Annotated in this window: 24 protein-coding genes and 1 riboswitch; of the genes, 12 read left to right on the forward strand and 12 right to left on the reverse strand. The window is 67.1% G+C overall.

Going from position 1 to position 25764, the window contains the following annotated elements:
• Positions 1-135: 135 nt before the first annotated feature.
• The 4 genes from QT382_RS03410 to QT382_RS03425 all read right to left on the reverse strand — a co-directional run bounded on the left by QT382_RS03410 (position 136) and on the right by QT382_RS03425 (position 3545).
• Positions 136-678, reverse strand: a complete 543-nt coding sequence (locus QT382_RS03410) for a GspH/FimT family pseudopilin (RefSeq protein WP_289252639.1) — start codon at positions 676-678, stop codon at positions 136-138.
• A gap of 110 nt (positions 679-788) precedes the next feature.
• Positions 789-1232 carry a transcriptional regulator NrdR gene (nrdR, locus tag QT382_RS03415; RefSeq protein WP_289252640.1) on the reverse strand — a complete coding sequence of 148 codons (444 nt, stop codon included), beginning with the start codon at positions 1230-1232 and terminating at the stop codon, positions 789-791.
• Positions 1233-1244: 12 nt separating this feature from the next.
• The gene (gene glyA, locus QT382_RS03420; protein ID WP_289252641.1) at positions 1245-2495 is read right to left on the reverse strand and encodes a serine hydroxymethyltransferase; all 1251 of its coding nucleotides are present in this window, start codon (positions 2493-2495) and stop codon (positions 1245-1247) included.
• Between the two features lie 59 nt (positions 2496-2554).
• A riboswitch (ZMP/ZTP riboswitch) is annotated at positions 2555-2680 on the reverse strand.
• A gap of 49 nt (positions 2681-2729) precedes the next feature.
• Positions 2730-3545 (reverse strand): lytic transglycosylase domain-containing protein, encoded by an 816-nt coding sequence (locus QT382_RS03425; protein ID WP_289252642.1) that lies wholly within the window; start codon positions 3543-3545, stop codon positions 2730-2732.
• 277 nt (positions 3546-3822) lie between these two features.
• Here QT382_RS03425 and QT382_RS03430 point away from each other — a divergent pair, with 277 nt between their 5' ends.
• On the forward strand, positions 3823-5385 hold the full coding sequence (locus QT382_RS03430) for a UbiD family decarboxylase (RefSeq protein WP_289252643.1): 1563 nt from the start codon (positions 3823-3825) through the stop codon (positions 5383-5385).
• 196 nt (positions 5386-5581) lie between these two features.
• Here QT382_RS03430 and QT382_RS03435 read toward each other — a convergent pair whose 3' ends face one another.
• Positions 5582-6373, reverse strand: coding sequence for a YdcF family protein (locus tag QT382_RS03435; protein ID WP_289252644.1), 792 nt, complete (start codon positions 6371-6373; stop codon positions 5582-5584).
• Positions 6374-6424: 51 nt separating this feature from the next.
• On the opposite strand from QT382_RS03435, the gene QT382_RS03440 reads away from it, so the two are divergent.
• From QT382_RS03440 to QT382_RS03455, 4 genes are all read left to right on the forward strand, one after another.
• Complete coding sequence (locus QT382_RS03440; RefSeq protein WP_289252645.1) at positions 6425-9862, forward strand: DUF748 domain-containing protein; 3438 nt, start codon at positions 6425-6427, stop codon at positions 9860-9862.
• A 61-nt stretch (positions 9863-9923) separates the two neighbouring features.
• Positions 9924-10469, forward strand: a complete 546-nt coding sequence (gene msrA / locus QT382_RS03445; protein WP_289252646.1) for a peptide-methionine (S)-S-oxide reductase MsrA — start codon at positions 9924-9926, stop codon at positions 10467-10469.
• A gap of 31 nt (positions 10470-10500) precedes the next feature.
• Complete coding sequence (locus QT382_RS03450) at positions 10501-10842, forward strand: hypothetical protein (protein ID WP_289252647.1); 342 nt, start codon at positions 10501-10503, stop codon at positions 10840-10842.
• A 105-nt stretch (positions 10843-10947) separates the two neighbouring features.
• A complete protein-coding gene (locus tag QT382_RS03455) occupies positions 10948-12999 on the forward strand; it encodes a TonB-dependent receptor (protein ID WP_289252648.1) in 2052 nt (683 codons plus the stop codon).
• A 2-nt stretch (positions 13000-13001) separates the two neighbouring features.
• Here QT382_RS03455 and pdxH read toward each other — a convergent pair whose 3' ends face one another.
• The gene (gene pdxH, locus QT382_RS03460; RefSeq protein WP_289252649.1) at positions 13002-13640 is read right to left on the reverse strand and encodes a pyridoxamine 5'-phosphate oxidase; all 639 of its coding nucleotides are present in this window, start codon (positions 13638-13640) and stop codon (positions 13002-13004) included.
• Positions 13641-13807: 167 nt separating this feature from the next.
• Here pdxH and QT382_RS03465 point away from each other — a divergent pair, with 167 nt between their 5' ends.
• The 3 genes from QT382_RS03465 (at position 13808) to QT382_RS03475 (ending at position 17007) form a co-directional block, all read left to right on the forward strand.
• Positions 13808-14437, forward strand: a complete 630-nt coding sequence (locus QT382_RS03465) for a nucleotidyltransferase family protein (protein ID WP_353957253.1) — start codon at positions 13808-13810, stop codon at positions 14435-14437.
• A 102-nt stretch (positions 14438-14539) separates the two neighbouring features.
• A complete protein-coding gene (edd, locus tag QT382_RS03470) occupies positions 14540-16360 on the forward strand; it encodes a phosphogluconate dehydratase (RefSeq protein WP_289252650.1) in 1821 nt (606 codons plus the stop codon).
• Positions 16361-16377: 17 nt separating this feature from the next.
• Positions 16378-17007, forward strand: coding sequence for a bifunctional 4-hydroxy-2-oxoglutarate aldolase/2-dehydro-3-deoxy-phosphogluconate aldolase (locus QT382_RS03475; RefSeq protein WP_289252651.1), 630 nt, complete (start codon positions 16378-16380; stop codon positions 17005-17007).
• Here the strand turns inward: QT382_RS03475 and QT382_RS03480 are convergent.
• Positions 16990-17496, reverse strand: a complete 507-nt coding sequence (locus tag QT382_RS03480; protein WP_289254681.1) for a PaaI family thioesterase — start codon at positions 17494-17496, stop codon at positions 16990-16992. The genes QT382_RS03475 and QT382_RS03480 overlap by 18 nt on opposite strands.
• A 129-nt stretch (positions 17497-17625) precedes the next feature.
• On the opposite strand from QT382_RS03480, the gene QT382_RS03485 reads away from it, so the two are divergent.
• Complete coding sequence (locus QT382_RS03485; RefSeq protein ID WP_289252652.1) at positions 17626-18921, forward strand: NAD(P)/FAD-dependent oxidoreductase; 1296 nt, start codon at positions 17626-17628, stop codon at positions 18919-18921.
• Here QT382_RS03485 and xth read toward each other — a convergent pair whose 3' ends face one another.
• From xth to QT382_RS03505, 4 genes are read right to left on the reverse strand one after another with little or no spacing between them, the layout of a single operon-like run.
• Positions 18922-19689, reverse strand: a complete 768-nt coding sequence (gene xth, locus QT382_RS03490) for an exodeoxyribonuclease III (RefSeq protein ID WP_289252653.1) — start codon at positions 19687-19689, stop codon at positions 18922-18924.
• A gap of 13 nt (positions 19690-19702) precedes the next feature.
• Positions 19703-20281 carry a DUF4337 domain-containing protein gene (locus QT382_RS03495; protein ID WP_289252654.1) on the reverse strand — a complete coding sequence of 193 codons (579 nt, stop codon included), beginning with the start codon at positions 20279-20281 and terminating at the stop codon, positions 19703-19705.
• 1 nt (position 20282) lies between these two features.
• Complete coding sequence (locus QT382_RS03500; RefSeq protein WP_289252655.1) at positions 20283-20795, reverse strand: dihydrofolate reductase; 513 nt, start codon at positions 20793-20795, stop codon at positions 20283-20285.
• Positions 20792-21607, reverse strand: a complete 816-nt coding sequence (locus QT382_RS03505) for a thymidylate synthase (RefSeq protein WP_289252656.1) — start codon at positions 21605-21607, stop codon at positions 20792-20794. The genes QT382_RS03500 and QT382_RS03505 overlap by 4 nt, the downstream gene beginning before the upstream one ends.
• A 152-nt stretch (positions 21608-21759) precedes the next feature.
• Here QT382_RS03505 and QT382_RS03510 point away from each other — a divergent pair, with 152 nt between their 5' ends.
• Positions 21760-21912: a hypothetical protein gene (locus QT382_RS03510; protein WP_289252657.1), complete on the forward strand. Its 153-nt coding sequence runs from the start codon at positions 21760-21762 to the stop codon at positions 21910-21912.
• A 27-nt stretch (positions 21913-21939) separates the two neighbouring features.
• Here QT382_RS03510 and QT382_RS03515 read toward each other — a convergent pair whose 3' ends face one another.
• Entirely contained in the window at positions 21940-23724 is a 1785-nt protein-coding gene (locus QT382_RS03515; protein ID WP_289252658.1) for an ABC transporter transmembrane domain-containing protein, read from the reverse strand.
• A gap of 114 nt (positions 23725-23838) precedes the next feature.
• Between QT382_RS03515 and QT382_RS03520 the strand changes: the two genes are divergently transcribed.
• Together QT382_RS03520 and QT382_RS03525 are read left to right on the forward strand one after the other, a co-directional pair.
• Entirely contained in the window at positions 23839-24345 is a 507-nt protein-coding gene (locus QT382_RS03520; protein WP_289252659.1) for a MarR family winged helix-turn-helix transcriptional regulator, read from the forward strand.
• 5 nt (positions 24346-24350) lie between these two features.
• The gene (locus QT382_RS03525) at positions 24351-25754 is read left to right on the forward strand and encodes an efflux transporter outer membrane subunit (protein WP_289252660.1); all 1404 of its coding nucleotides are present in this window, start codon (positions 24351-24353) and stop codon (positions 25752-25754) included.
• Positions 25755-25764: the final 10 nt, after the last annotated feature.

Genomic DNA, 25764 nt, shown 5'->3' on the forward strand with positions numbered 1-25764 from the left:
TTCAACCGCCGCGCTAACCGGTGAAATACCGGCTGTCTGGCCAGTTCCACCGCTTGTCAGCACCGCCCCCCGGACCGGGGGGAAGGATTTGGCCGGGTGTCGACTGCGCCGACGCTCCGGCGTCGGCCACAGGGTTCAGGTGCAGATGCTGAGGTGGCGGTAGCTGCCACCTGGCGAGCAACTGCGGACCCTGCCCGCGATGCTGACCACATGGCGAATCCCCAATCGGCCGTTGCTGGAGGTGATGTCGATGCTGCCGGTCCGGCTGACCGTGCCGCGGTAGCCTGAAAAGGTCATGCTTGACACGTTGGAGCGGACCACGGCGGCTTGCTGGGCTGGTATCCATTGGAGCTTCATCAGCCGCCCCTCGCGGACGCAGACCGCCCGGCCTTCGTCGCTGCAACTGCAATCGGCCGTGGGTCCGGTGAATATCAGGTAGCAGCTGCCGTTGGGATGATTGCTGAAACGCATCTGCACCGAGGTATCCAGCCGGAAAGCCTCGCTTCGCGCCTGCATAAGGTCCGTCATGACCTGGGCTGCCACGGCTCGGAGGCGTTCACGTTGACGCATTTCCTGCAGGCTGGGCAGGGCCCATCGCAACAGCAGGCAGGTGACGACGCAACTGATCAGGCATTCGGCCAGGCTCAGGCCGCGCAGGCTGTGTCTTGGGCTTGCCATCCCGTCCTCCCTCATCTGTTCTTGCTCTCGCGAACAAGATTCTGGGAATTCGGGCGCAAGCCTTCCTCCTAGCCAGGAGGGAAGCCTTCACCCCACCGTGGTGGGGTTGATCAAATGTCGCGGATCAGCTGGCGGAATTCGTCCACGTCCTCGAAGCTGCGGTAGACCGAGGCGAAGCGGACGTAGGCGACCTTGTCTATGCGCTTGAGTTCGCGCATCACCAGTTCGCCCAGCTTGGTCGAGGGCAGCTCGCGAGCCCCGCTGGCCAGCAGCTTCTCTTCAATGCGCGCCAGGGCGGCGTCGATCTGCTCGATGCTGACCGGCCGCTTGCGCAGCGCCAGTTGCATGGAGGCGCGCAGCTTGCTGGGGTCGAAGTCGGCGCGAGTGCCGTCCTTCTTCACCACCGAGGGCAGGGCGATCTCGGCCCGCTCGTAGGTGGTGAAGCGCTTGTCGCAGCCCAGGCAGCGACGTCGCCGGCGGACGACGTCGCCTTCGTCGGATTCCCGGGTCTCGGCGACCTGGGTTTCGCTATGGCTGCAGAACGGACAGCGCATGCCGACGCTTGATCAGCGATAGACCGGGAAGTCGCGCGTCAGCGCGGCGACCTTGGCCCGCACCGTCTCGATCACGGCCGGGTCGTTGGGCTTGTCCAGCACGTCGGCGATCAGGTGGGCGGTAGCGCGCACCTGCTCTTCCTTGAAGCCGCGCGTGGTCATGGCCGGCGTGCCCAGGCGGATGCCGCTGGTGACCATGGGCTTCTGCGGGTCGTTCGGGATGCCGTTCTTGTTGCAGGTCATGTGGGCCTGGCCCAGCAGCGCCTCGGCTTCCTTACCGGTCAGGCCCTTGGGACGCAGGTCCACCAGCATCACATGGCTCTGCGTGCCGCCCGAGACGATGCGCAGGCCGCGCTCGATCAGGGTCTCGGCCAGCACCTTGGCGTTCTTGACCACCTGCTCCTGGTAGGTCTTGAACTCGGGGCTCAGGGCCTCCTTGAAGGCCACGGCCTTGCCGGCGATGACGTGCATCAGCGGGCCACCCTGCAGGCCGGGGAAGATGGCCGAGTTGATCTTCTTGGCGATCTCTTCGCTGTTGGTCAGGATGATGCCGCCGCGCGGGCCGCGCAGGCTCTTGTGGGTGGTCGAGGTGACCACGTCGGCATGCGGCATCGGATTGGGATAGACGCCGGCAGCGATCAGGCCGGCGTAGTGGGCCATGTCGACCATCAGGTAGGCGCCGATCTCCTTGGCGATCCTGCCGAAGCGTTCGAAGTCGATGTGCAGCGAGTAGGCCGAGGCGCCGGCAATGATCAGCTTGGGCTTCTGCTCGCGCGCCAGCTTCTCCATCGCGTCGTAGTCGATCTCTTCCTTGTCGTTCAGGCCGTAGCTGATGACCTTGAACCACTTGCCGCTCATGTTCAGGGCCATGCCATGGGTCAGGTGGCCGCCTTCGGCCAGGCTCATGCCCATGATGGTGTCACCGGGCTGCAGCAGGGCGAAGAACACGCCCTGGTTGGCCTGCGAGCCGGAGTTGGCCTGCACGTTGGCGAAGTTGGCGCCGTAGAGCTGCTTCAGGCGGTCGATGGCGAGCTGCTCCACCACATCGACGTTTTCGCAGCCACCGTAGTAGCGCTTGCCGGGGTAACCCTCGGCGTACTTGTTGGTCAGCTGGCTGCCTTGAGCCTGCATCACGGCCGGCGAGGTGTAGTTCTCGGAGGCGATCAGCTCGATGTGGTCTTCCTGGCGCTGGTTCTCCGCTTGGACGGCGGCCCAGACTTCGGGATCGACATTGGCAAGGGTGGATTGGCTGCGATCGAACATAGTGGCTGCTGGATGTTTGATAGGGTGGCGCCGCACACGGCTCCGCTAGCGCGGAATCGCGGGGCTGCCCAGGCGAACGGCTGGTGACGGACGGGCTATAAGACCAGCCCCGGCCGCTCGCGCTCCACGGTGTCATCCACCTCAGATCGAAGGCTCGACCCTGATCGCCAGTCGCGCGAAGGCCGCAGTGTAACGTCTGCCATCCCGGCAGACGCCCAACTTGGCGAGCGCGTCTCAGCGAAGCAAGGCAACCTGGTCGTCGGCCGGCTTGGGTGCCGGCGGCTTGGGCATGGGTTTTCCGGCGGCAATCGCCTTCAGCGCTTCATGCTCGGCGAGCACCCGGCCGGCATAGCCGGCATCGTCCGGCAGGTTGGCGGCGCCCACGTAGTGACGCAAGCCTTCCTCGATGCTGCCGGCACGCTGTATGCAGTCGCGCAACACCTGGGCACCGACGCGCAGATTGGTGATCGGGTCGAAGGCAGCATGGTTGCCACCAAACGCCTCGTACTTGTCGTCATGCACGCGCGTCAGCACCTGCATCAGGCCTTGGGCGCCGACGCTGCTCTGGGCAAAGGGGTTGAAGCCGGACTCGACGGCCATGACGGCCAGGATCAGGGTCGGCTCGACATGGGCCCGCTGACCGACCGACCAGGCTTCCTGGACCAGCCGGCTGATGGGCTCGGGCGCCACGCGGTACTTGCGGGCCAGCCACAGGGCCACGGCGGCTTGCTGGCGCGGCAGTTCGCGCGGATCGGCGGCAGTGGCACGGCTGACCGCATCGGGTTCGGTCAGGCCGGCCAGCAACTTGCCTTCAGCTTCGGCACGGGCTTCGCTGCGGGCATTGAGCCAACCCAGGGCAGCGGACTCGAACTTGTGGCGAAGCTCGGCTTGCGAGAACACGGTCAGCAGCACCGTCACCACCGCCAGGCCGACAAGGGCGAGGGTGTTGTGGCTAACGACGAGCAGGCCTTGGCCGATGTCCTTGAAAAACAGAGACAAGGCCGCGGAGGCCTTGTCGCTCAGGGATTGCAGATCACGACGCGCTGTCATGTGACTCCTTTCTTCTCCGCACCGCGCTGTGTCGCGGGCCTTTTGGGCCGGCGATTTGGCGTCGGGTGACGGTGATAATGGACCGCCCATTGCTAGACCAGTCACTGCAGCACTGCGGCTGGTCAGTCTTGGCCAGGACGGCGTCCATAGTCAGCGGCGCGCTGCAACCCTCCCGAAAAGGCGGCAGCACGGGTTAACCCTGTTTTGGGCGTGCGGATTTTACGGTCCGACAATAACCGGTCAAGGCTATAAGGCCTTTGTTAAATTACGTTTGGTTATGAAATACAGGGATCTGAGGGATTTCATCCAGGGGTTGGACCGGCTTGGAGAGCTGCGCCGAATCGCCGATCCGGTGTCGCCCGTGCTGGAGATGACTGCGCTGAGTGACAGGGTGCTGCGTGCCGAAGGCCCGGCCCTGCTGTTCGAGAACCCGACCGGCTTCCAGACACCGGCGCTTACCAATCTGTTCGGGACGACCCGCCGCGTGGCCCTAGGGATGGGCGCCGAGAGCCTGGCCGAGCTGCGGGAAGTCGGGCAGGTGCTGGCCAGCCTCAAGGAGCCCGAGCCACCCAAGGGCATCAAGGACGTGGGTCGGCTGATGCAGATGGCGAAGTCGCTGTGGGACATGAAACCCAGCGTCGCCCGCAAGGCAGCGTGCCAGGAAGAAGTCCTGGAGGCGACCGACATCGACCTGAGGCGCCTGCCCATCCAGACCTGCTGGCCCGGCGATGTGGCGCCGCTGATCACCTGGGGCCTGGTCGTGACCCGTGGACCGCAATCGGTACCGAATCCGCGTCTGCGCCAGAACCTCGGCATCTACCGCCAGCAACTGATTGGCCGCCGGCAAGTCATCATGCGCTGGCTGGCACATCGAGGCGGGGCCCTGGATTTCCGAGCCTTTGCGCAGGCCAACCCGGGCCAGCCATTCCCGATCGTCGTGGCCCTGGGGGCCGACCCGGCCACCATCCTGGGCGCCGTGACGCCGGTGCCGGACAGCCTTTCGGAGTACCAGTTCGCAGGCCTGCTGCGAGGCTCACGGACCGAGCTCGTGGATACCGAGGTGGGCGAGGGCGGACGCATGCTGCAGGTGCCGGCCAGCGCCGAGATCGTGCTGGAGGGCCATATCCCGACTGCTGCCACCGGCTTCGCTGGACATAGCGAAGACGGCGTGCCGCTGAAGGAGATTGGCGGCTATCTGCATGCGCTTGAAGGCCCCTACGGCGACCACACGGGTTACTACAACGAGCAGGACTGGTTCCCGGTCTTCGAGCTGAGCCGGCTGACGCAACGCCGCAATCCGATCTATCACTCGACCTACACCGGCAAGCCGCCCGACGAGCCGGCAATCCTGGGTGTGGCGCTGAACGAAGTCTTCGTGCCCATCCTGCAGAAGCAGTTCAGCGAGATCGTCGATTTCTACCTGCCGCCCGAGGGCTGCAGCTACCGCATGGCGGTGATCTCCATCAAGAAGGCCTATCCCGGCCACGCCAAGCGCCTGATGTTCGGCCTGTGGAGCTTCCTGCGGCAGTTCATGTACACCAAGTTCATCGTCGTGGTGGACGAGGACGTGAACATCCGCGACTGGAAGGAAGTGGTCTGGGCGATCACGACCCGCATGGACCCGGTGCGCGACACCACCCTGGTCGAGGACACGCCGATCGACTATCTGGATTTCGCCTCGCCGGTCAGCGGACTGGGGGGCAAGATGGGCTTGGATGCCACCAACAAGTGGCGCGGCGAGACGGCACGCGAATGGGGTCGCACGATCAGCATGGACTCGGCGGTTCAGCGGCGGGCCGACGCGCTGTTCGAACAACTTTTCGGCGCTTATCGCAACTAGGGTTTGCCGGATCCGTCGTCACCTTGTATCCGCGCCGAGCCTCGCCTAATTTTGTGAGGCCTGTTCGCAGGTTCTACCTCTGGCGCAGTCTCTGCGCGCCAGGAGCCCTGGGGCAAATCGCTCCGGAGCCCCAAAGGCGGCGTTAGCCGTCCGCCCCACCCCGACAGGGGTGGGGTTTGTCATTTCTGGAAGCCTGTCAACGGCCTGTCAGCAAGCCCAGAGCCTCGATGGTCGCGTAGCGGCAGCGAAGAAAGCCTTGGCTGCTTGGCAGCCAGTCGCTCAAAGTCCAGCTGTTTTCTGCACGGTATTCGATGCCTGCGGGCACCAGTTCGATGTCGGCGGCGCCCGCCTGGCGGAAGGCTCGCATCGCCCGAGGCAGATGCATGGCGTGCGTCACCAGCACGATTCGCTTGATCCCGTTGGATCGAAGCAGGGGCAGGGTCTGCACCACGTTCTCCCTTGTGGTGCGTGATCGCGACTCGGCCCATGTGAGCCTCAACCCATATTCCTGCTGCGCTATGCGAGCGGCCAACACGGCTTCAGGCTGGCGGCGAGCGTCGCCGAAAGGCGAGATGCCGCCGGTGAATCCCAAGGGCAGGTCGAGCCGCCGGGCCAGCCAGATGCCATATCGCAGCCGGGCCAGCGACAGGGCCCCCAAGTCTGCCTCACCCTGGTACTCAGGGACCTCGGCGAGGCTGCCACCGCCCAGCACCAGGACGGCCGTCTGCGGGCTGTGTGCCAGTTGCTCGAGCTGCTCGATGCTCAGAGCTGGGGGCAGGCCCAGCAGGCGCTCCACACCATGGCCCATTCGTTCGGTGCAAGCCATCCAACAATAGAGCGCTCCAAAAACGATCCACAAGATGCCGCGCTGCTTCTTTCGAAGTCTGATGCTGCCTATGGCGATCAGCACCAAGCCCGGCGTAGGCGGCAGCAGCAAGGTCAGCAGCAGTGGTTTCAGGGCGTAAAGGGCGTCGTCAGGTGTCAGCATGGGCGCTATCGTAGGTCCAGGACAATAGCCGGCATGCCAGGTAAGAAGCGAATGCAAGGTCTGACCCTCAACAACAAGATGCGGCGCTGGCTGCTGGTCGTGGCGGCGGTGATCCTGTTGCCACTGCTGCTGGCCTGGGCGCTGCTGCCAGGATGGATTGAGAAGCGTGGTGCGCAACTGGCGAGCGAAGCCCTGGGCCGGCCGGTCACGATAGGCGCTGCCCATTTCCAGCCCTGGCGACTCGGTCTGGTGCTTGAGGCGCTGCGCATAGGGCCGGCGCCAGGGGGCGATGAAGACCTGTTGCAAGTCCAGCGCATAGACACCCGGGTGTCCTGGCGCTCCCTCATCCACCTGAGCCCGGTGCTCGGTTCCCTGAGCATCGAACAGCCGGTGCTGCGTGTGACCCAGTTGGACGAACGGCACTCCAGCATCGACGACTTGCTCAAACGCTTCGCCGCCAAGCCCGACGAGGCGCCGGCCGGCAAGGAGCCCGATTTCGCGCTCTACAACATCCGTCTGCTGGGCGGGCAAGTGCTGGTCGACGACAGGCCGGCCGGCTGCCAGCACAGGCTCGACCAGTTGGACCTGGAGCTGCCCTTCGTCTCCAGCCTGGACACCGACGAGCAGGTGCAGGTGCAGCCGCGCCTGCAGGGGCGACTCAACGGCGTGGCCTTCGGCAGCCAGGCTTCGCTGCGGCCTTTTGATCCTCGCCATGACGGCTCGCTGGACTTCAAGCTGGCCGAGACCGACCTGCAACCCTATGCGGTCTACCTGCCCAAGGATCTGCCGCTGCAGCTGGTGCGCGGCAAGCTGTCGGCCGAGTTCAAGCTCACGTTCTCGCGGCCCGAGAAACAGGCACCGCAGCTGGACCTTAGCGGCCAGTTGCGCGCCGCCGACTGGGCGCTGAGTCAGTCCGGCCGCGAGGCCCTGGCCTGGCAGGGGCTGCAGCTGGGCATTGCCGAGTTCCAGCCGCTTCAGCGCAAGCTGCGTTTCGGCGATATCCAGATCGACGGCCTGGCCTTGCAGTTGCGTCGGGATGCACGAGGCCAGCTTCAACTGCCCATGCCGGCGAGCCCGCCAGTGGCAGCTTCAGCGCCCGCTGCGGCTCCTTGGAACCTGGCCATCGATAAGCTGAGCCTGCGCAAGGCCTCGCTGGCGCTGCACGACGACTCCGTCGCGACCAAGCTGAAGCTCGATCCCATCGAACTCAGGCTGCAAAGCCTGAAGTGGCCCCTGGTGGAGCAGCCGGCCCGCTTCGAGCTGTCCATGGGGCTGGACAAGGCGCAGCTCTCGGCCAAGGGCGAGTTGTCCAAGCAGGCGCTCAAGGCCGATGCACAGGTGCAGGATTTCTCGCTGACCAGCATCGAGGCTTATCTGAAGCCGGTCTTGCCCCTGAAGCTGAGCGGCAAGCTGAACACCGCGGCGGCCGTGCAATGGGAGCAGCCGCTGGAAGCGGGCAGTGCTCCGCAGCTGAGTCTGCGCGACCTGAAGCTGGAGCAGTTGAAGGCCGGCACCGAACTCTCGCTCGCTTCGCTGACGCTGGACCAGGCCGAAGTCCTGCCTGCCAAGCAGCGAGTCAAGGCCGGCCAGCTGCGGCTGGCGCAGCCGCGGGCCACGATCAAGCGGGCGGAGCAGGGCGGCTGGAATTTCGAGCAATGGCTGCCGCCGGCGCATGACAAGGCGGCGGCAGGCAATGCCGCGCCTTGGCAGCTCAGCCTGGCCGGCCTCAGCCTGGAGCAGGGCCAGGTCGAAGTGCAGGACGCGAGCATGCCGCGGCCTGTGCACCTGGTCGCCAGCGAGGTCGGTATCAAGCTGCAGGAACTGGCCTGGGGCCAGCCCGCCAGCAGCCCCTTGCAGGTGGCGCTGAAGCTGGGTTCGGTCCGCGAGGGCCGGGCCAAGGTGGATGAAAGCGGCCGCCTGCGCTGGAACGGCCGCGTCGAGCTGCCGCAGGCCAAGCTGGCCGGCCGGCTGCAGATCGAGCATCTGCCGCTGGGTGGCATCAGCCCCTATGTGGAGCAGCAGATGGGCGTTCGCCTGCAGCGCGCCGATGCCAGCTGGCAGGGCGATGTGGAAGTCGAGGGCCCAAAGATTCAGCTGAGCGGCGATCTGCAGCTGAACGATCTGCTGCTGCGTCTGGCCCGTGGCGAAAGCCGAGAGGAATTGCTGAGCTGGCGGAGCCTGGACCTGAAGAAGCTGCGCCTCGCCCTGGCTCCGAACGAGGCGCCGCGCCTGGCGGTTGCCGAAAGCGAGTTGGCCGAATTCTTTGCCAGGCTCGACATCGACCCGCAAGGCCACTTCAATCTGCGCGGCGTGCAGCAGCCGGAGAAGGCTGGCGCAGCGGCCCCGGGCCCGGCTCCGCAGTACCAGCTCGGGCCGATCAAGCTCAGCGGCGGCAAGGTCGATTTCAGCGACCGTTTCATCCGGCCCAACTACAACGCCCGCCTGAGCGAGCTGGAAGGCCGCATAGGTGCCCTGAGCAGCGACAGCCAGCAAATGTCCACGGTGGAGCTGCACGGCAAGGTGGCCGGCACCGGCCGCCTGGAGATAGGCGGCCAGGTGGCGATCAGCCCGCTGGCGCTGGACATCAAGGCCCAGGCCAGCGAGATCGAGCTGGCGCCGCTGTCGCCCTATGCCGGCAAATACGCCGGCTACGCCATCGAGCGCGGCAAGCTTTCCACGAAGCTGGAATACAAGATCGCGCCGGGCGGCCAACTGCAGGCCAACAACCAGGTCATCCTCAACCAGCTGACGTTCGGCGACAAGGTCGACAGCCCGGAGGCCACCTCGCTGCCGGTCAAGTTCGCCTTGGCCCTGCTGAAGGACCGCGACGGCGTCATCGACATCAACCTGCCGGTCTCGGGCTCGATCAATGATCCCGAGTTCAGCGTCGGCGGCCTGGTCTGGCGGTTGTTCCTCAACCTGATAGGCAAGGCCCTGACCTCGCCCTTCAGCCTGCTGGCCGGCGGAGGCCATGAAGACAGTAGCGTGCTGGCCATGGCGCAAGGCGCCAGTGAGCTGGGTGCCGACGGCATGGGCAAGCTCGACAAGCTGGCCAAGGCCCTGAACGACCGGCCACAGCTGCGCTTGTCCATCATTGGTAGCTCCTCGCTGGACAGCGAGCGTGAAGCCTTGAAGCAAGGGAAGCTGAACCAGGCCATCGAGGCCGAGCGCCAGCGCGAGCAGCGGCGCGACGCGAGCGCCAAGCCAGGCCGCGAGCAGCTCTTGCGCTCGGTCTACCTGCGCAGCGAGCTGAAGACCCGGCCGCGCAATCTGGTCGGCCTGCTGAAGGAGCTGCCAGCGGCCGAGATGGAGAAGCTGCTGCTCGATTCGTACAGCATCGATGCCGAGGCCGCGCGCCAGCTGGCCCTGGCCCGTGCGGTGCTCGTGCGGGACGCCCTGATCGCCCGAGGCGTGCCCAATGAGCGCCTGTTCCTGGCTGCGCCCAAGAGCGGAGCCCCACAGGTCGAACTGGCACTCGAAGCGCCCTGAGCAGGGCGAACCGGCCTGGTCTATGCTCGCCGCCCCCAGCCCCCGACCGAAGGAGAACGCCATGACCCAGCCCCTGCAACGCATCACGCTCGCCGGCGGCTGCTTCTGGTGCACGGAAGCGGTCTACGAATTGGTCCGCGGCGTGGCGCAGGTCGAATCCGGCTATGCCATGGGCCATCTGGCCAACCCCAACTACGAGCAGATCTGCTCGGGCAACACCGGCCATGCCGAGGTGCTGCGCATCGACTTCGACCCGACCCAGGTCAGCTTGCGCGAGCTGCTGGAGGTGTTCTTCGTCATCCACGATCCGACCACCTTGAACCGCCAGGGCGCCGACGTGGGCACGCAATACCGCTCCGGCATCTATTTCCACAGTCCCGAGCAAGAAACCGTCTGCCGCCAGGTGCTGGACGAGGCGAATGAGGCCCACCATGGCCGCGTGGTCACCGAACTGCTGCCCATCCGCGACTACTGGCCGGCGGAGGCCTACCACCAGCACTACTACGCCCGGCATCCGGAGCAGGGCTATTGCGCCTTCGTCGTGGCCGGCAAGGTCGAGAAGTTCCACAAGACCTTCGCACGGCTGATGAAGAACGGCACTGCCTGATCCGGCGCGAAGCGGCACAATAGCGGCCGCCATGCAAAGCTCGCTGTACCGTCTGCGCCAACACACCCGCCGCTTCGGCTGGCTGGTGCTGTGGCTGGCCGCGACGGTGCTGGCCACCCAGGCCCTGGGCCAGTGGCACGGTCTGCTCCACGGGCAGAAGATCGAGCTGGGCAAGCAGGCCTTCGGCCACGAACAGGGCAGCAAGGACTGCCAGCTGTTCGACCAGCTGAACCAGCAACTGGGCTTCGACTGCCCGGCGCCCAGCTGGCAGCCGCTGGCCACGGCTCAGGCAGCACCGCTGACGCTGCCTGCTGGTCAGCCCCAGGCCGCCCCTGCGGCCTCCCGGGCTCGCGGCCCACCCTCCCTGGCCTGAGCCCTTCAGGCGCTCCGCGTCGGCCCTTGCTGTGGCTGCCGCGGAGCAGAGGTGTATTGGCGCCAAGGCTGCACAGGCCTTGGCCGTCCGCAGAGCATTCCGTCCATGTTGTTCATCCAACCCAAGAATCCCAAGCGGTATCGCTTGACGGCGCTGGCCCTGGCCTGCGTCCCCTACCTGGCCCAGGCCGACAACGGTCCTTCCGAAGCACCGGCAGCCCGCACGTCCAACGAGAAGCTGAGCACGGTGACCGTGACCGGCAATCCGCTGCGCAGCAACGAGGCGCCCGGCCAGCTCCGCAGTCTCGCTGGCGACGACCTTACCCTGCAGCGCGGCACTTCGCTCGGCGACACGCTGAGTGGTCTGTCCGGCGTCGGCTCCAGCTACTTCGGGCCGAACGCCAACCGGCCGACGATCCGAGGCCTCGACGGCGACCGCGTGCGCCTGATGAGCAACTCGGGCGCCTCGGTCGATGCTTCCAGCCTCAGCTTCGACCATGCCGTGCCCATCGATCCGCTGGTCATCGAACGCGTGGAAGTGCTGCGCGGTGCCTCGGCCCTGCTCTATGGCGGCAATGCCCTGGGCGGCGTGGTCAACACGCTGGACAACCGCATCCCGCGCCAGCGCCAGGCCGAGCTCAGCGGCGTCACCGAATTCCGCCTGGGCGGCGCCAATGGAGAGCGCAGCGCCGCCGCCGTGCTGGACGGCGGTGCCGGCGATTGGGCCTGGCATGCCGACCTGGCCGGCCGCCGCACCAGCGACCTGCGCGTGCCGCGCTTCACCGATTCCGAGGGCCAGACCGGCCAGCGGGTGCGCAACTCGGCCAGCGACAGCCAGGGCGGCGCCCTGGGCACCTCGCGCCAGCTCGCCAACGGCTATGTCGGCCTGTCCTTCGACGGCTACCGCAGCGACTACGGCGTCACCGTCGAGCCCGACGTCAAGATCAAGATGGAACGCCAGCGCCTGGCCAATGCCGGCGAACTGCGCTGGAGCGACGGCCCGCTGCGGCGTCTGCGGTGGCAGGCATCGGCCAGCCGCTACGAGCATCGCGAGATCGAGGGCGATGGCGCCGTGGGCACGGTCTTCAACAGCCGCGGCAAGGACCTGCGCATCGAGGCCGAGCATGAGCCGCTAGGCTCGCTGCGCGGCGTGATAGGCACCCAGCTTGAACGCAGCGACTTCTCGGCGCTGGGCGAAGAGGCCCTGGTCCCGACCACGCGCACACGCAGCGCGGCGCTCTTCGTCCTGGAACAGCTGCAGCTGGGCGACTGGCATCTCAGTGCCGGTGCGCGTCGTGAGCAAGTCCGGATCAACTCGGACGGCGACGGCGCCGATGCTGCGGAGCCGCGCTTCGGTGCACCGGATGCGCGCCGCTTCAAGCCAGGCAGCGTTTCGCTCAGCGCCAACTGGCACCTGTCTTCGAGCTGGGAACTGGCGCTCAACCTGAACCAGAGCGAAAGGTCGCCTACCTTTGCCGAGCTGTATGCCAACGGCATCCACGTGGCTTCGGGCGCCTTCGAACGTGGCGACCGCTTGCTGGGGCTGGAAAAGGCCCGCGGTGCCGAGCTCAGCCTGGGCTGGGAAGCCCACGGCGCCGGGCTGCGCCTGGGTCTGTATCGCACCCGCTTCTCCAACTACATCGCGCTGCAGGCCACTGGCGAACAGGTGGACGATGGCGAGGGCGGTGAACAGCCGGTCTACGCCTACCATGGCGTGCGGGCCCAGCTGCAGGGCTTCGAGCTGGAGGCCCACCAGGAGTGGAAGCTCGCCGCCGGCAGCCTGAAAGTTTCAGCTGCATTGGACGCCGTGCGAGGCACCGAGCTTGCCACCGGAGAACCGCTGCCGCGGCTGGCTCCGATGAAGGCCGTGCTGGCCGCCGAATGGCGCCAGGGCCCCTGGTCCAACCGCCTGGAATGGCGCGGCGTGGCACGCCAGGACCGGGTGCCGGCACTCGACCGGGCGACGGCCGGCTACGGCACCGTGCGCCTGGCCATTGCTCGCCAGTTCCGCCTGGGCGAGAACGATGCGCTCTGGTACCTGCGGCTGGACAACCTCGGCAACCAGCTGGCCTTCAACGCCGGCAGTCCGCTGACGATACGTGGCCTGGCGCCACTGCCGGGCCGCGCGGTCCAGACCGGCGTGCAGTTCCGGTTCTGAACTCAGGGCGCCAGGCGCTCGCGCAGCCATTGGCCGTCCGCCTGCAGCCGGTAGCAAAGCCGGTCATGCAGGCGCGACTTGCGGCCCTGCCAGAACTCCCAGCGTTCGGGCACCAGGCGGAAGCCACCCCAATGCGGAGGCCTGGGCGGGTTCAGCCCGTGCTGGGCCGCTGCCTTGGCCGCATTGGCCACGAGCACGGCCCGCGAGCCGATCACCTGGCTCTGCGGCGAAGCCCAGGCGCCCAGCCGAGAATCCAGCGGGCGCGACTGGTAGTAGGCATCGGACTGAGCCTCGTCCACCTTCTCGACACGACCCTCGATGCGCACCACGCGCTCCAGTTCGACCCAGTGGAACTGCAGGGCAGCGAACGGATGGGCGGCCAGCTCCCGGCCCTTGCGGCTGTCGTAGTTGGTGTACCAGACCAGGCCCCGCGCATCGACGTCCTTGACCAGCACGATGCGGGTCGAGGGCCGGCCGTCTGCGCCCACGGTGGCCAGCGTCATGGCATTGGGTTCGGGAACCTCGGCCTTGAGGGCCTCGTCGAACCACTGCCTGAACTGGGCAAGCGGCTCGCCGGCGGCGGCCTCGTCGTCGAGTTCGGCGCGCTCGTAGCTCTTGCGCATGTCGGAGAGTTTGCTCATGGCTGCAGTATGACGGCCCCACTAGAGCAAGCCACATATGCGCAAGGCCTTATTGATACCTTCCCTTAATGGAAGGCCCCAGTGGCTGGTGCGCTGGGCGCACGTCATATTCGTTTCCATGGGCACAGGGCGGATTCGTCCGTCGGCCGCTGACGAAGGAAGTAGAGATGATCAAGCGACGACCCGTAGTCGTCGTGTTGGCCGCGGGGCGCGGCCAGCGCTTTAGAGGCACCGGGCACAAGCTGGAGCAGCGCCTGGGTGGTGGGACCTTGTTGTCGCGCACCGTGGCCCATGCGCTCGAGACCAAACTCAGGGTGGTGGTGGTGTCCAGCGAGAAGCTGGCGCCCATGGTGTCCAACCTGGTCGCGGCGAGCGACCTGATCAAGGTGCCCGAACTGACCAGCCGGGGCCGGCCCAATCCGCTCGGCATGGGCTTTTCCATCGCGGCCGGCGTGGCCGCCACCGGCGATGCCGAGGGCTGGCTGATCGTGCCCGGCGACATGCCCCTGCTGCAGCCAGCCACGCTGCTCGCCGTGGCCGAGGCCATCGAGCAGTATCCGGTTGCCTTCGCCCAGTACCGTGGCCAGCGCGGCCATCCGGTCGGCTTCAGCGCCGAGCTGTATTCGGAGCTGGTGGCCCTGGAAGGCGACGAAGGCGCGCGCCGCCTGCTGGCCCGTTATCCGGCCCAGCCGGTGGAAGTGGACGACGCCGGCGTGCTGGTCGATGTGGACACGGTGGAAGACCTTGCCCGGCTGCGCGGCGAACAGGCCCGCGAGACCCTGGGATCGAGTCGCTGAGGCCTGATGAAAGGCGTACCCGGTCTGTAACCAGCGGGCCATCCTGTTCCTGTAATATGGTTACTTGATTTCACCCGGGCGAGTTACATCGCCGCGTGTTGCATGGACAAGAACCGAATCCTGATCGAAGTGACGGAGCGAATCCGTCAGCGCTCAAGCGCATCGCGCGCGCGTTATCTGGCCCAGATCGACAAGCTGGCCGGTCGCAAGCGCGGTGTCGAACGCATGGGCTGCGCCAACGTCGCTCACGCGGTGGCTGCGATGCCGGCCAACGACAAGCTGCGCATCGTTGCCGAGAAGGCGCCGCACCTGGCCGTCGTCACGGCCTACAACGACATGCTGTCGGCCCACCAGCCCTACGAGGGCTATCCGGCCCTGATACGCGACGAAGCGGCGAAGCAGGGCGCCACGGTGCAGGTGGCTGGTGGCGTGCCGGCCATGTGTGACGGCGTCACCCAGGGCCTGCCGGGCATGGAGCTCAGTCTGTTCTCGCGCGACAGCATCGCCATGGGCACGGCCATCGCGCTTTCGCATGATGTGTTTGACGCGGCCCTGCTGCTGGGCATCTGCGACAAGATCGTGCCCGGCCTGCTGATCGGTGCCCTGCATTTCGGCCATCTGCCCTGCGTCTTCGTGCCGGCCGGTCCGATGAGTTCGGGCCTGTCCAACAACGACAAGGCCAAGGTCCGCGAGCTCTATGCCCAGGGCAAGGTCGGCCGCGACGAGCTGCTCAAGGCCGAGTCCGCCGCCTATCACGGAGCTGGCACCTGCACCTTCTACGGAACGGCCAACAGCAACCAGATGCTGCTCGAGGCCATGGGCCTGCATGTGCCCGGCGCCGCCTTCGTCCATCCGCATGACCCGCTGCGCGAGCGCCTGAGCCGCGAGGCCGTACGCACGGCGCTGCGCATCACGCCCAAGGGCGAGTACACGCCGATCGGCAAGCTGGTCGACGAGAAGGCCATCGTCAACGCCATGGTGGCCCTGCTGGCCACCGGCGGTTCGACCAACCACCTGATCCACTGGGTGGCCGTGGCCCGCTCGGCCGGCATCCTGATCGACTGGAGCGACTTCTCCGACCTGTCCGGCGTCGTGCCGCTGCTGGCCCGCGTCTATCCGAACGGCTCGGCCGACGTGAACCAGTTCCAGGCCGCGGGCGGCCCGGGCTTCGTGATCCGCGAGCTGCTGGACGCCGGCCTGATGCATGAGGACGTGGTGAGCGTGGCCGGCCCCTCGCTGCGTCCGTTCACCCGCTTGCCGCATGCGGCCGAGCAGGGCGTGGCCTGGCAAGACCTGGCCCCGACCAGCGGCGACGACAGCGTGGTCCGCACCGCCGCCGCCCCGTTCAGCGCCACCGGTGGCCTCAAGCTGCTGGCCGGCAACATCGGCCGTGCGGTGATCAAGGTCTCGGCCGTGCCGGAAGACCGCCATGTGGTCGAGGCGCCGGCGCGCATCTTCGACGACCAGGAAAGCATGCTGGCCGCCTTCAAGAACGGCGAGCTGGAGCGCGACGTGGTCGTCGTTGTGCGCTTCCAAGGCCCGCAGGCCAATGGCATGCCTGAGTTGCACAAGCTGACGCCGCCGCTGGCGGTGCAGCAGGGCAAGGGCTTCAAGGTGGCCCTGGTGACCGATGGCCGCATGAGCGGCGCTTCGGGCAAGGTGCCGGCGGCCATCCATGTCTCGCCCGAGGCGCTGGCCGGTGGCCCGCTGGGCAAGCTGCGCGATGGCGACCTGGTGCGCGTCGACGGCATCAAGGGCGAGCTGCTGGCCCTGGTGCCTGAGGCCGAATGGGCGGCCCGCGAGCAGGCCCAGATCAGGTCCGAACAGGTCGACGACAACGGCCACGGCCTGGGCCGCGAGCTGTTCGGCGGCTTCCGTCGCAATGTCAAGACCGCCGAAGAAGGCGCCGTCACCTGGCTGTAACCCCGGCTTTGAAATCCATGAGCAACGAAACCCTCAGCCTGGCCAGCCACGGCCCCGTCATTCCCGTCATCGTGATCCAGAAGCTGGAGCATGCCGTGCCCCTGGCCGAGGCCCTGGTGGCCGGCGGCGTCAAGGTGCTGGAGGTGACTCTGCGCACTCCGGTGGCGCTGCAGGCCATGGAGGCCATGGCCCGGGCCGTGCCCGAGGCCATCGTTGGTGCCGGCACCTTGCGCACGGCGGCCGATGTGCAGGCGGCCAAGAATGCAGGCTGCCGCTTCGGCGTCAGCCCCGGCTACACAGATGCGCTGGCCGCTGCCTGCAAGGAATTCGGCCTGCCGCTGCTGCCGGGCGTGTCCACGGCCAGCGAGGTGATGCAGGCCAGCAGCGCCGGCTTCAGCTTCCTCAAGCTGTTCCCGGCCGTGGCCGTGGGCGGCGTGAACCTGCTCAAGGCCCTGGCCGGTCCGTTCCCGGACATCGCCTTCTGCCCCACCGGCGGCATCACGCCTGAGACGGCACCTCAGTTCCTGTCGCTGCCGAACGTCAAGGTCTGCGGCGGCTCCTGGCTGACGCCGCAGGATGCGATGGACGCCGGCGACTGGGGCCGTATCACGGCCCTGGCCAAGGCAGCCTCAAGTCTTCGCGGCTAAGTCGAAGATCAGACAGGTCGTCGTGGCATGGGCGTACAGGCGCCCATCGTGGCCGACCAGCTCGGCCTCCGCCGTCGCGACCTGCTTGCCGCCATGGACCACCCGGCCGATGGCGCGCACCAGGGGCACGCGCTCGTCCAGCGCACGCACCAGGTTCACCTTGAACTCCAGCGTCGTATAGCCGCGGCCCACCGGCATGGTGGTGTGGACGGCGCAGCCCAGCGCCGAATCCAGCAGCGTGGCGTACCAGCCGCCATGCACGCTGCCCATGGGGTTGTAGTGGCGCCGCTGCGGCTTGCCCTGGAAGATGGCCTCGCCATGCTTCACCGAGATCAGGCTGAAGTCCATGGTCTCGCCAATATTCGCCGCCGGCAGCTCGCCGGCCAGCATGGCCTCCAGCAGCTGCAGGCCGCTGCGGCCCATGACCTGATCCGGCCGCGCCACGCCATAGCCTCTGCGCTTCTCCCGGATGGCGGCCTCGTCGGCCATCCACTGCTCCAGCACCTGATCACTCATCGCCTGCTCCATCGGTTTCGTTCGGATCATTGTGATGCTAGGCAAATGCCCTTGTGCCGCGCTGCCATCTAGGAGACAGGCGAGGCCCGGCAGAATGCGGTGATGCCTTTCGACAGCTACTACGCCGCCACCGCGCCCGGGATCGAATTCAAGCCACTCGTGGGCTCCACAGCTTTCGTAGAGACCGCCATCCTCGGCGGCGGTTTCGCCGGCCTGGCCACGGCGCGCGGCCTGCAAGAGCGAGGCCGCAAGAGCGTGGCCGTGCTGGAGGCCAGAACCATAGGCCACGGTGCCTCGGGCCGCAATGGTGGCTTCGTTTTCGGTGGCTACAGCCGCGATGCTTCCGACCTGGTGAACGACCTCGGCCTGGCACCGGCCCGCGAGCTCTACGCGCTGAGCCGCGATGCCGTCGGCCTGATACGCCGCCGCATCGAGAGCCACGGCCTGGACTGCGAGCGCGTAGAAGGTGGCGCCCTGTGGCTCAACTGGTTCCGCGGCAGCCGCCGCGCTGAGCGCCAGCTGCGCGAGCAAGCGCGCTGGCTGCGCGAGCAATTCGGCGTGAGCTGGGACGAAATCGCGCCCGACCAGGTCCGCCAATGGCTGGACAGCGAGCGCTACGGTGCTGCCTTGCGGGAGCGCGATGCCTTTCACTTCCATCCGCTCAAGTACGCGCTGGGCCTGGCGAAGCTGATTGCCGATGACGGCGGCAGGGTCCATGAGCACAGCGGTGTGGAGGCAATAGATGCGGTGGCGGGCGGTGGCCATCTGATACGCACCAGCCATGGCGCCAGCTTGCGTGCCGAGCAACTGGTGATTGCCGGCGGCGGCTATCTGCAGGGCCTGCTGCCTTCGCTGACCGGCGTGCGCCTGCCCATCGCCACCTATGTGATGGCGACCGAACCCTTGCCAACTGACCTGGATCCGATACGCACACCGGCCGCGCTCTACGACAACCGATTTGCCTTCGACTACTACCGGATGCTGGCCGACCGCCGGCTGCTTTGGGGTGGCCGCATTTCCATCCTGGAGCGCGAGCCGGTGCGCATCGCCGAGCTGCTGAGAGCCGACATGCTCAAGGTCTATCCGCAGCTGGCCTCGTTGAAGATCGAGCATGCCTGGGGCGGCCTGATGAGCTATGCCCGCCACAAGATGCCGCAAATCGGCCAGCTGGCGCCTGGCCTGTGGTTCGCCCAGGCCTTCGGTGGTCACGGCGTGGCGCCGACGACAGTGGCGGGCGAACTGCTGGCCGACGCGATCAGCGGCAAGTCGGCCTTGCCGGCTTCGCTGCAGCGCTACGGCCTGACGCCGGTGTTCGGCAAGGCCGGCCTGCTGGCGGCGCAGGCCAGCTACAGCTGGGCCGAATTGCGCGATGCGCTGCGCGAAAGCCTGCCGGGCTGACTAGCGCTCGATCTCGACCACCACCGGCGCGTGGTCGCTGGGCCGCTCGTTCTTGCGCGGCACTTTGTCGATCACACAGGACTTGACCCCGGACTTGAGCGCCTCGCTCACCAGGATGTGGTCGATGCGCAGGCCCTGGTTCTTGCGGAAGGCGAGGTTGCGGTAGTCCCACCAGCTCCAGCTCTTGGGCGCCTGCTCGAACAGCCGGAACGCATCGACCAGGCCCAGGTCCAGCAGGCCCTGGAAATGGCCGCGCTCCTGCGGCGTGCAGTGGATCTGGCCAGCCCAGGCCACGGGGTCGTAGACGTCGCGGTCTTCGGGGGCGATGTTGTAGTCGCCCATCAGCACCAGCTTGTCGTGGCTCTTGAGCTCGTCGGCCACCCAGGCGCGCAGCGCATCCAGCCAGGCCATCTTGTAGACGAACTTCTCGCTGTCGGGCGCCTGGCCGTTGGGGAAGTAGGCGCCGATCACGCGCACCCCGGCCACGGTGCCGGCGATCACGCGAGCCTGCTCGTCGGCGAAGCCCGGGATGTTCTTGACCACGGCCTCGGCCGGTGTCTTGCTGATCAGGGCCACGCCGTTGTAGGTCTTCTGGCCGAACCACTGGACCTGGTAGCCGGCCGCGCCGATTTCCATCGTGGGGAACTTGTCGTCGGTCAGCTTGGTTTCCTGCAGGACCAGGGCATCGATCGGATTGGCCGCCAGCCAGTCCAGCAGCTGCGGCAGCCGCACGCCCAGCGAGTTGACGTTCCAGGTGGCGAGCTTCATCGCGGAGTCCTTGTCAGAGGTGGAACCAGGCCACGCCGCCCAGGGCGACGCCGACCAGGCCCATGCCTATCGTTGCGATCTCCATCCAGCGCTTCTTGGTCAAGAGGGCGATGGCGGCCAGGGCGATGGAGACGGACAGGGCCGTGGTCGCCTGTGCCCAGCGGTGGTGCTGGTGCAGTTGCTCGGCGCTCTTGTGGTCCCACTCGGCCGATTCGGCCTCCAGCTTCTCGGCCTCCGCCTTGATCTGGTTCTTCTCCGCTTCGTAGCGCTCGATCTTGCTGCGGTACTTGGCCTTCTGCTCTTCGCTGGGCGCCAGGTCCATGGCGATCTCGGCCAGGTTCTGCTTGCCGCTCTTGGACTGGAAGTAGGACCACTTGTTGGCGGCCTCGGTCTTCTTGATCGCCGCGTCGTTCTTGTACAGGCCGGCATTGGCCTGGGTGGCGCCGCCCATGTAGGAGAACATGGCGCCGACCGTGGCGAGGATGGCTGTGATCACTGCCAGCTGGCCGGCCAGGCCCTTGGGCTCATGCTGGGCCGCATGCTCGAGCTCATGGTCATGCGGGCCGTGAACGTGAAAACCATGTCCGGACATGTCAGAGATCCTTGTGCGTGTCTTGGCGCTCGTAGCGCGTGAAATGGAAGGCCAGGCCCGCGGCATTCTGGTGCGAAGCGCGTGAAACCTGCTTGAAGGCTTGTCGGTCCCAGGCCGGGAAATGGGCGTCGGCATCGGCAAACGCGGCCTCGACCTCGGTCAGCTCCAGGCGCTGGGCCTGCGGCAGGGCGGCCGCATAGATCTGCGCACCGCCGATGATGAACACTTGGTCATCGGTCGCGCAGGCAGCGAGGGCCTCCTGCAGCGTGGGCAAGACCTCGGCACCCGCGAGCTGCAAGCCCGGCTGGCGGCTCAGGACGATGTTGCGACGCCCGGGCAGCGGCCGGAATCGCTCGGGGATGGATTCCCAGGTCTTGCGGCCCATGATGACGGCATGGCCGAGTGTCAGCGCCTTGAAATGCGCCAGGTCCTCGGGCAAGCGCCAGAGCAGCTCGTTGTTGCGGCCGATGGCGCCATCGCTGGCGACACCGGCGATCAAGGTGATCAAACTCATACGGCCACAGGCGCTTTGATAGCAGGATGCGACTCATAGCCGACCAGCTCGAAGTCCTCGTACTCGTAGTCGAAGATCGAGGCCGGGCGGCGTTTGATGTTCATGCTCGGGTAGGGCAGGGGCTGGCGCGAGAGCTGGGTCTCAACCTGCTCGAAATGGTTGCTGTAGATGTGGCAGTCGCCGCCGGTCCAGACGAAGTCGCCGAGTTCAAGATCGCATTGCTGGGCCAGCATCTGGGTCAAGAGGGCATAGCTTGCGATGTTGAAGGGCACGCCGAGGAAGATGTCGGCGCTGCGCTGGTAGAGCTGGCAGCTGAGCTTGCCGTCGGCCACGTAGAACTGGAAGAAGGCATGGCAGGGCATCAGGGCCATCTGGTCCAGCTCGGCCACGTTCCAGGCGCTGACGATGATGCGGCGCGAATCGGGGTTGGTCCTGAGCTGCTTGACCACCTCGGCGATCTGGTCCACATGGCTGCCATCGGCCTTGGGCCAGCTGCGCCACTGCACCCCGTAGACCGGGCCCAGCGAGCCGTCTTCGCGGGCCCATTCGTCCCAGATCGTGCAGCCGCGTTCCTGCAGCCACTTGACGTTGGAGTCGCCGCGCAGGAACCACAGCAGTTCCAGGATGATGGACTTCAGGTGCACCTTCTTGGTGGTCACCAGCGGAAAGCCCTGGGCCAGGTCGAAGCGCATCTGGTAGCCGAACACGCTGCGAGTGCCGGTGCCGGTGCGGTCGCTCTTGCTGACGCCCTGCTCATAGACATGGCGCATGAAGGTTTCGTACTGGGCGGAAGCGGGGGCGGCGGCTGTCATGGGCGGGATTCTATGCAGCCGGGAAAGGCTGGGTGCCGCAGCAGCGCCCGCCGGGCTAGCATCCGGCCGTTCGGTTCATGCGCGCCGGCGTCGCTGAACCGCAGCCATCCATCCATCGATCAACCATGAAAACCTAGAAAGGGTGACAGGCCATGCCAAAAGGTGTACAGCGCAACGACAAGTCCAGCAAGAAGCCCAAGAAGGACAGCAGCCCTGCCAAGGATTCCTCGTCGGTCTCCACGCGGCCCATTGCGCCGCTCACCGCCGTCATGCCCAAGGGCAAGCTGAAGAACAAGCCGGGCTGAGCCCGGCACCGGGGCGGCGGCCCCGGCTCAGCCCTGGAACTGCAGGGCCGCCAGCCGCGCATAAACGCCGCCGGCCTGGATCAGCTCCTCGTGCCGACCCTGCTCGACGATGCGGCCCTGGTCCAGCACCACGATGCGGTCGGCCTTTTGCACGGTGGCCAGGCGGTGGGCGATGACCAGGGTGGTCCGGTCACGCATGGCCACTTCCAGCGCGGCCTGCACCATGCGCTCGCTTTCGGCATCCAGGGCGCTGGTTGCTTCGTCTAGCAGCAGCAGCGGCGGATTCTTCAGCATGGCGCGCGCAATGCTGATGCGCTGGCGCTGGCCGCCGGAGAGGCGCACGCCACGCTCGCCGAGGAAGGTCTCGTAGCCCTGCGGCAGCTGGCGGATGAAGTCGTCGGCAAAGGCGGCCTTGGCGGCCGCCATCACCTCGGCGTCTGAGGCGCCGGGCCGGCCATAGCGGATGTTCTCCAGCGCGTTGGTCGAGAAGATCACGCTGTCCTGCGGCACCAGGCCTATGCGCTCGCGCAGGGCTTGCAGGGGCAGGGCGTCTATGGGCACGCCGTCGAGGCGGATGGCGCCGGACTGCGCGTCGTAGAAGCGCAAGAGCAGCTGGAACACCGTGCTCTTGCCGGCGCCGCTGGGCCCGACCAGGGCCACGGTCTGGCCGGGGGCTATCTGCAGGCTCAGCTCGCTCAGCGCCGCATGCTGGGGCCGCGACGGATAGTGGAAGACGATGTTCTCCAGGCTCAGCGCGGCGCCGCCCTGGCTGGCCGGCAGCGCAGCCGGTTCCGTGGGTTCGCGCACCGGGCTCTGGGTGTCGAGCAGTTCGACCAGGCGCTCGGTGGCGCCGGCCGCGCGCAGCATGTCGCCCCAGACCTCGGCCAGCACGGCCACGCTGGAGACCAGCAGGCTCACGTAGATCACGGTCTGCCCCAGGTGGCCGGCGCTGATCTTGCCGGCGATCACTGCCTGTGTGCCTTGATAGAGGCCCCACAGCAGCGAGCCGAATGTGGCGGTGATGATGAAGGCCACCAGCAGCGAGCGGACCCGGGTGCGCTTGCGGGCGGTGTCGAAGGCGCTTTCGCTGGCGCCGGCAAAGCGCTCGGCCTCGCGATTCTCGGCCGTGTAGCTCTGCACCACGGTCACGGCATTGAGCACCTCGGCGGCGATGGCGCTGGTGTCGGCCACGCGGTCCTGGCTGGCGCGGCTGAGCTTGCGCACGCGGCGGCCGAAGTAAAGCGCCGGCAGCACCACCAGTACCAGGATGCCCAGCACCTGGGTCATCACATAGGGATTGGTCACCACCAGCATTACCAGGGCGCCAATGCCCATCAGGCCGTTGCGCAGGCCCATGGAGAGGCTGGAGCCCACCAGGGTCTGGACCACGGTGGTGTCGGTGGTGATGCGGCTCAGGACCTCGCCGGTCTGGGTGGTCTCAAAGAACTCGGGGCTCTGCTTCAAGACATGCCGGTAGACCGCATTGCGCAGGTCGGCCGTCACCCGTTCGCCGAGCCAGGTCACGGTGTAGAAGCGCAGCGCCGAGAACAGGCCCAGCAGGGCGCCGACGCCGAACAGGGCCAGGAAATGCTCGCGCAAGGCCATGATGCGGGCGCCCGGATCGGCCGGCACCAGGCCGGTGTCTATCAGCGTGCCGAGGAAGCGGGGCAGGGCCAGGGTGGTCATGGCCGCCAGCGTCAGAAACACCAGGGCCAGGCTGATGCGGGCGCGGTAGGGCCGCAGAAAGGGCCAGAGGCCGCCCAGCGCACGCGGCGCGGCCTTGCTCAGTTCATGTCTTGCAGCTTGGGTCATGGCGGATCCAGGTGAGGCGCGGTCCCGGTTTCCCAAGTCCCGCGGCGGGGTGACAGGCATTGTGGCCGATTACTTGCCTTGACAATCATTGCCTAGGCAATTAAATTTCGACCCATGCCTCCAAAGCCCGCCAAGTTCTACAGCGCCCAGACCTATCGCCGGGACGAAAGTCTGGGCTGGCTGATCAAGCGCATCACCGGTTCCATCGTCTGCATGGCCGATCGGCACATGGGGCCGCTGGGCCTGACGCATGCCCAATGGGCGCCGCTTCTGCATCTGCGCTTGCAGGGGCCCGGTCCCGTGGCCCTGCTTGCCTCCGAGCTGAACATAGACCCCGGTGCTCTGACCCGGCTGCTAGACCGCCTGGAAGCCAAGGACCTGGTCCGCCGCGAACGCAGCAGCGAAGACCGCCGCGTGGTCATCGTGTCCCTGACCGAGCAGGGCCAGCAGGCCACCGCCGAGGTGCCGGCCGTGCTGTCCGAGATCTTCAACCAGCTGCTGAGCGGCTTCACGCGTGAAGAGTGGCGCAGCCTGGTCTCGATGCTGCAGCGCCTTGCTGCCAATGGCGAAGCGCTGCGCGCCGCGCAGAACAACGACGAAGACGAAATCCAGTCCGAATGACGATGATGAAAATCCAACCGACCCTGGTGGCCCTGGCCGCTGCCCTTCTGGGCGCCTGCGCCCAGATCCCCGACCTGCCCAAGCCGGCCCAGCCGCTGCAAGGCCAGCAACTGGGTCTGAGCGAAGCGGCCGGTCCGGCTTTCGACAGCCACTGGTGGAGCGCCTTCAACGATGGCCAGCTCGACGCGCTGATAGCGCGTGCCCTGGCCGAGTCGCCCAGCCTGGCCCTGGTGCAGGCTCGCATGAACAAGGCCGCGGCATTCGTCGAAGCGGCCGGCGCCGCCGACAAGCCGGTGCTGGGCGTGGGCTTCGACGGCACCCGTCAGCAGTTCACCAAGCATGGCCTGGTCCCGCCGCCCATCGCCGGCACCATCCGCACCACGGCTACGCTGCAGGCCGGCGTCAGCTACGAGTGGGACTTCTTCGGCAAGCATGCGGCGGCGCTGAACGCGGCCCTGGGCCAGCAGAAGGCCAGCAGCGCCGACATGGCCGCCGCCCGACTGAGCCTCTCGGCCCAGGTCAGCCGCGCCTACCTGGCCTTGGCGCGGGTGCAGGCGCAGGCTGAGCTGGTCGACAAGATGCTGGGTGAGCGTCAGGCTGCCCTGGCCCTGGTTCGCCAGCGCAACGAGGCCGGTCTCGATACCGCCCAGGAGCTGCGCAATGCCGAGCTGCCACTGCCCGAGCTGCGCCGCCAGCGCCTGGTCCTGAACGAGCAAGCCACCGTGCTGCGCCATCAGCTGGCGGCGCTGACGGTGCAGGCACCGCAGGCCCTGGACAGCCTGAACGCCAAGCTGCCCGCCGCCCAGGCCTGGCCGAGCGAAGTCGCACCGGCCCTGGACCTGCTGGGCCGCCGCCCCGACCTGGTGGCCGCACGCTGGCGCGTCGAGGCCGCCACGCAGACGGTGCGCGAGGCCCGGGCCCAGTTCTTCCCCAATGTCACGCTGAGCGCCTTTGCCGGCTTCAGCTCGATCGGTCTCGACAACCTGATCAATGCAGGCAGCCGGCAATACGGTTTCGGACCGTCGCTGCGCCTGCCCCTGTTCGACACCGGCCGCCTCCGCGCCCAGCTGAAGGGCAATGCCGCAGAAGCCGATGCGGCCGTGGCCGCCTACAACGCGGCCCTGGTCGAAGCGGTGCGCGATGCCAGCGACCAGTACACCGGCCTGCAGTCGCTGCGCGCCCAGAGCGGCGAGCAGAACGAGGCGCTGGAGCAGTCGCGCCGCCTGCTGGAGCTGGCGCAGCAACGCCGCCAGGCCGGCCTCGGCAGCCAGCTCGCGGTCCACAACGCCCAGCTTGGCCTGCTGCAGCAGCAGCGCCAGCTGCTCGACCTGCGCGCCCAGTCGCTGGAGGGCCAGGTCGGCCTGATCCGCGCCCTGGGTGGCGGCTGGAACGAGAACACGACGAACTGAACATCAAGCG

This window comes from Pelomonas sp. SE-A7 (assembly GCF_030345705.1).
Taxonomy (GTDB): domain Bacteria; phylum Pseudomonadota; class Gammaproteobacteria; order Burkholderiales; family Burkholderiaceae_C; genus JAUASW01.

Bases quoted from the DNA above. Each gene is read 5' to 3' on its own strand.
- QT382_RS03410 (WP_289252639.1), bottom strand. From the start codon at position 678: ATGGCAAGCCCAAGACACAGCCTGCGCGGCCTGAGCCTGGCCGAATGC.
- nrdR (WP_289252640.1), bottom strand. From the start codon at position 1,232: ATGCGCTGTCCGTTCTGCAGCCATAGCGAAACCCAGGTCGCCGAGACC.
- glyA (WP_289252641.1), bottom strand. From the start codon at position 2,495: ATGTTCGATCGCAGCCAATCCACCCTTGCCAATGTCGATCCCGAAGTC.
- QT382_RS03425 (WP_289252642.1), bottom strand. From the start codon at position 3,545: ATGACAGCGCGTCGTGATCTGCAATCCCTGAGCGACAAGGCCTCCGCG.
- QT382_RS03430 (WP_289252643.1), top strand. From the start codon at position 3,823: ATGAAATACAGGGATCTGAGGGATTTCATCCAGGGGTTGGACCGGCTT.
- QT382_RS03435 (WP_289252644.1), bottom strand. From the start codon at position 6,373: ATGCTGACACCTGACGACGCCCTTTACGCCCTGAAACCACTGCTGCTG.
- QT382_RS03440 (WP_289252645.1), top strand. From the start codon at position 6,425: ATGCAAGGTCTGACCCTCAACAACAAGATGCGGCGCTGGCTGCTGGTC.
- msrA (WP_289252646.1), top strand. From the start codon at position 9,924: ATGACCCAGCCCCTGCAACGCATCACGCTCGCCGGCGGCTGCTTCTGG.
- QT382_RS03450 (WP_289252647.1), top strand. From the start codon at position 10,501: ATGCAAAGCTCGCTGTACCGTCTGCGCCAACACACCCGCCGCTTCGGC.
- QT382_RS03455 (WP_289252648.1), top strand. From the start codon at position 10,948: ATGTTGTTCATCCAACCCAAGAATCCCAAGCGGTATCGCTTGACGGCG.
- pdxH (WP_289252649.1), bottom strand. From the start codon at position 13,640: ATGAGCAAACTCTCCGACATGCGCAAGAGCTACGAGCGCGCCGAACTC.
- QT382_RS03465 (WP_353957253.1), top strand. From the start codon at position 13,808: ATGATCAAGCGACGACCCGTAGTCGTCGTGTTGGCCGCGGGGCGCGGC.
- edd (WP_289252650.1), top strand. From the start codon at position 14,540: ATGGACAAGAACCGAATCCTGATCGAAGTGACGGAGCGAATCCGTCAG.
- QT382_RS03475 (WP_289252651.1), top strand. From the start codon at position 16,378: ATGAGCAACGAAACCCTCAGCCTGGCCAGCCACGGCCCCGTCATTCCC.
- QT382_RS03480 (WP_289254681.1), bottom strand. From the start codon at position 17,496: ATGGCCGACGAGGCCGCCATCCGGGAGAAGCGCAGAGGCTATGGCGTG.
- QT382_RS03485 (WP_289252652.1), top strand. From the start codon at position 17,626: ATGCCTTTCGACAGCTACTACGCCGCCACCGCGCCCGGGATCGAATTC.
- xth (WP_289252653.1), bottom strand. From the start codon at position 19,689: ATGAAGCTCGCCACCTGGAACGTCAACTCGCTGGGCGTGCGGCTGCCG.
- QT382_RS03495 (WP_289252654.1), bottom strand. From the start codon at position 20,281: ATGTCCGGACATGGTTTTCACGTTCACGGCCCGCATGACCATGAGCTC.
- QT382_RS03500 (WP_289252655.1), bottom strand. From the start codon at position 20,795: ATGAGTTTGATCACCTTGATCGCCGGTGTCGCCAGCGATGGCGCCATC.
- QT382_RS03505 (WP_289252656.1), bottom strand. From the start codon at position 21,607: ATGACAGCCGCCGCCCCCGCTTCCGCCCAGTACGAAACCTTCATGCGC.
- QT382_RS03510 (WP_289252657.1), top strand. From the start codon at position 21,760: ATGCCAAAAGGTGTACAGCGCAACGACAAGTCCAGCAAGAAGCCCAAG.
- QT382_RS03515 (WP_289252658.1), bottom strand. From the start codon at position 23,724: ATGACCCAAGCTGCAAGACATGAACTGAGCAAGGCCGCGCCGCGTGCG.
- QT382_RS03520 (WP_289252659.1), top strand. From the start codon at position 23,839: ATGCCTCCAAAGCCCGCCAAGTTCTACAGCGCCCAGACCTATCGCCGG.
- QT382_RS03525 (WP_289252660.1), top strand. From the start codon at position 24,351: ATGAAAATCCAACCGACCCTGGTGGCCCTGGCCGCTGCCCTTCTGGGC.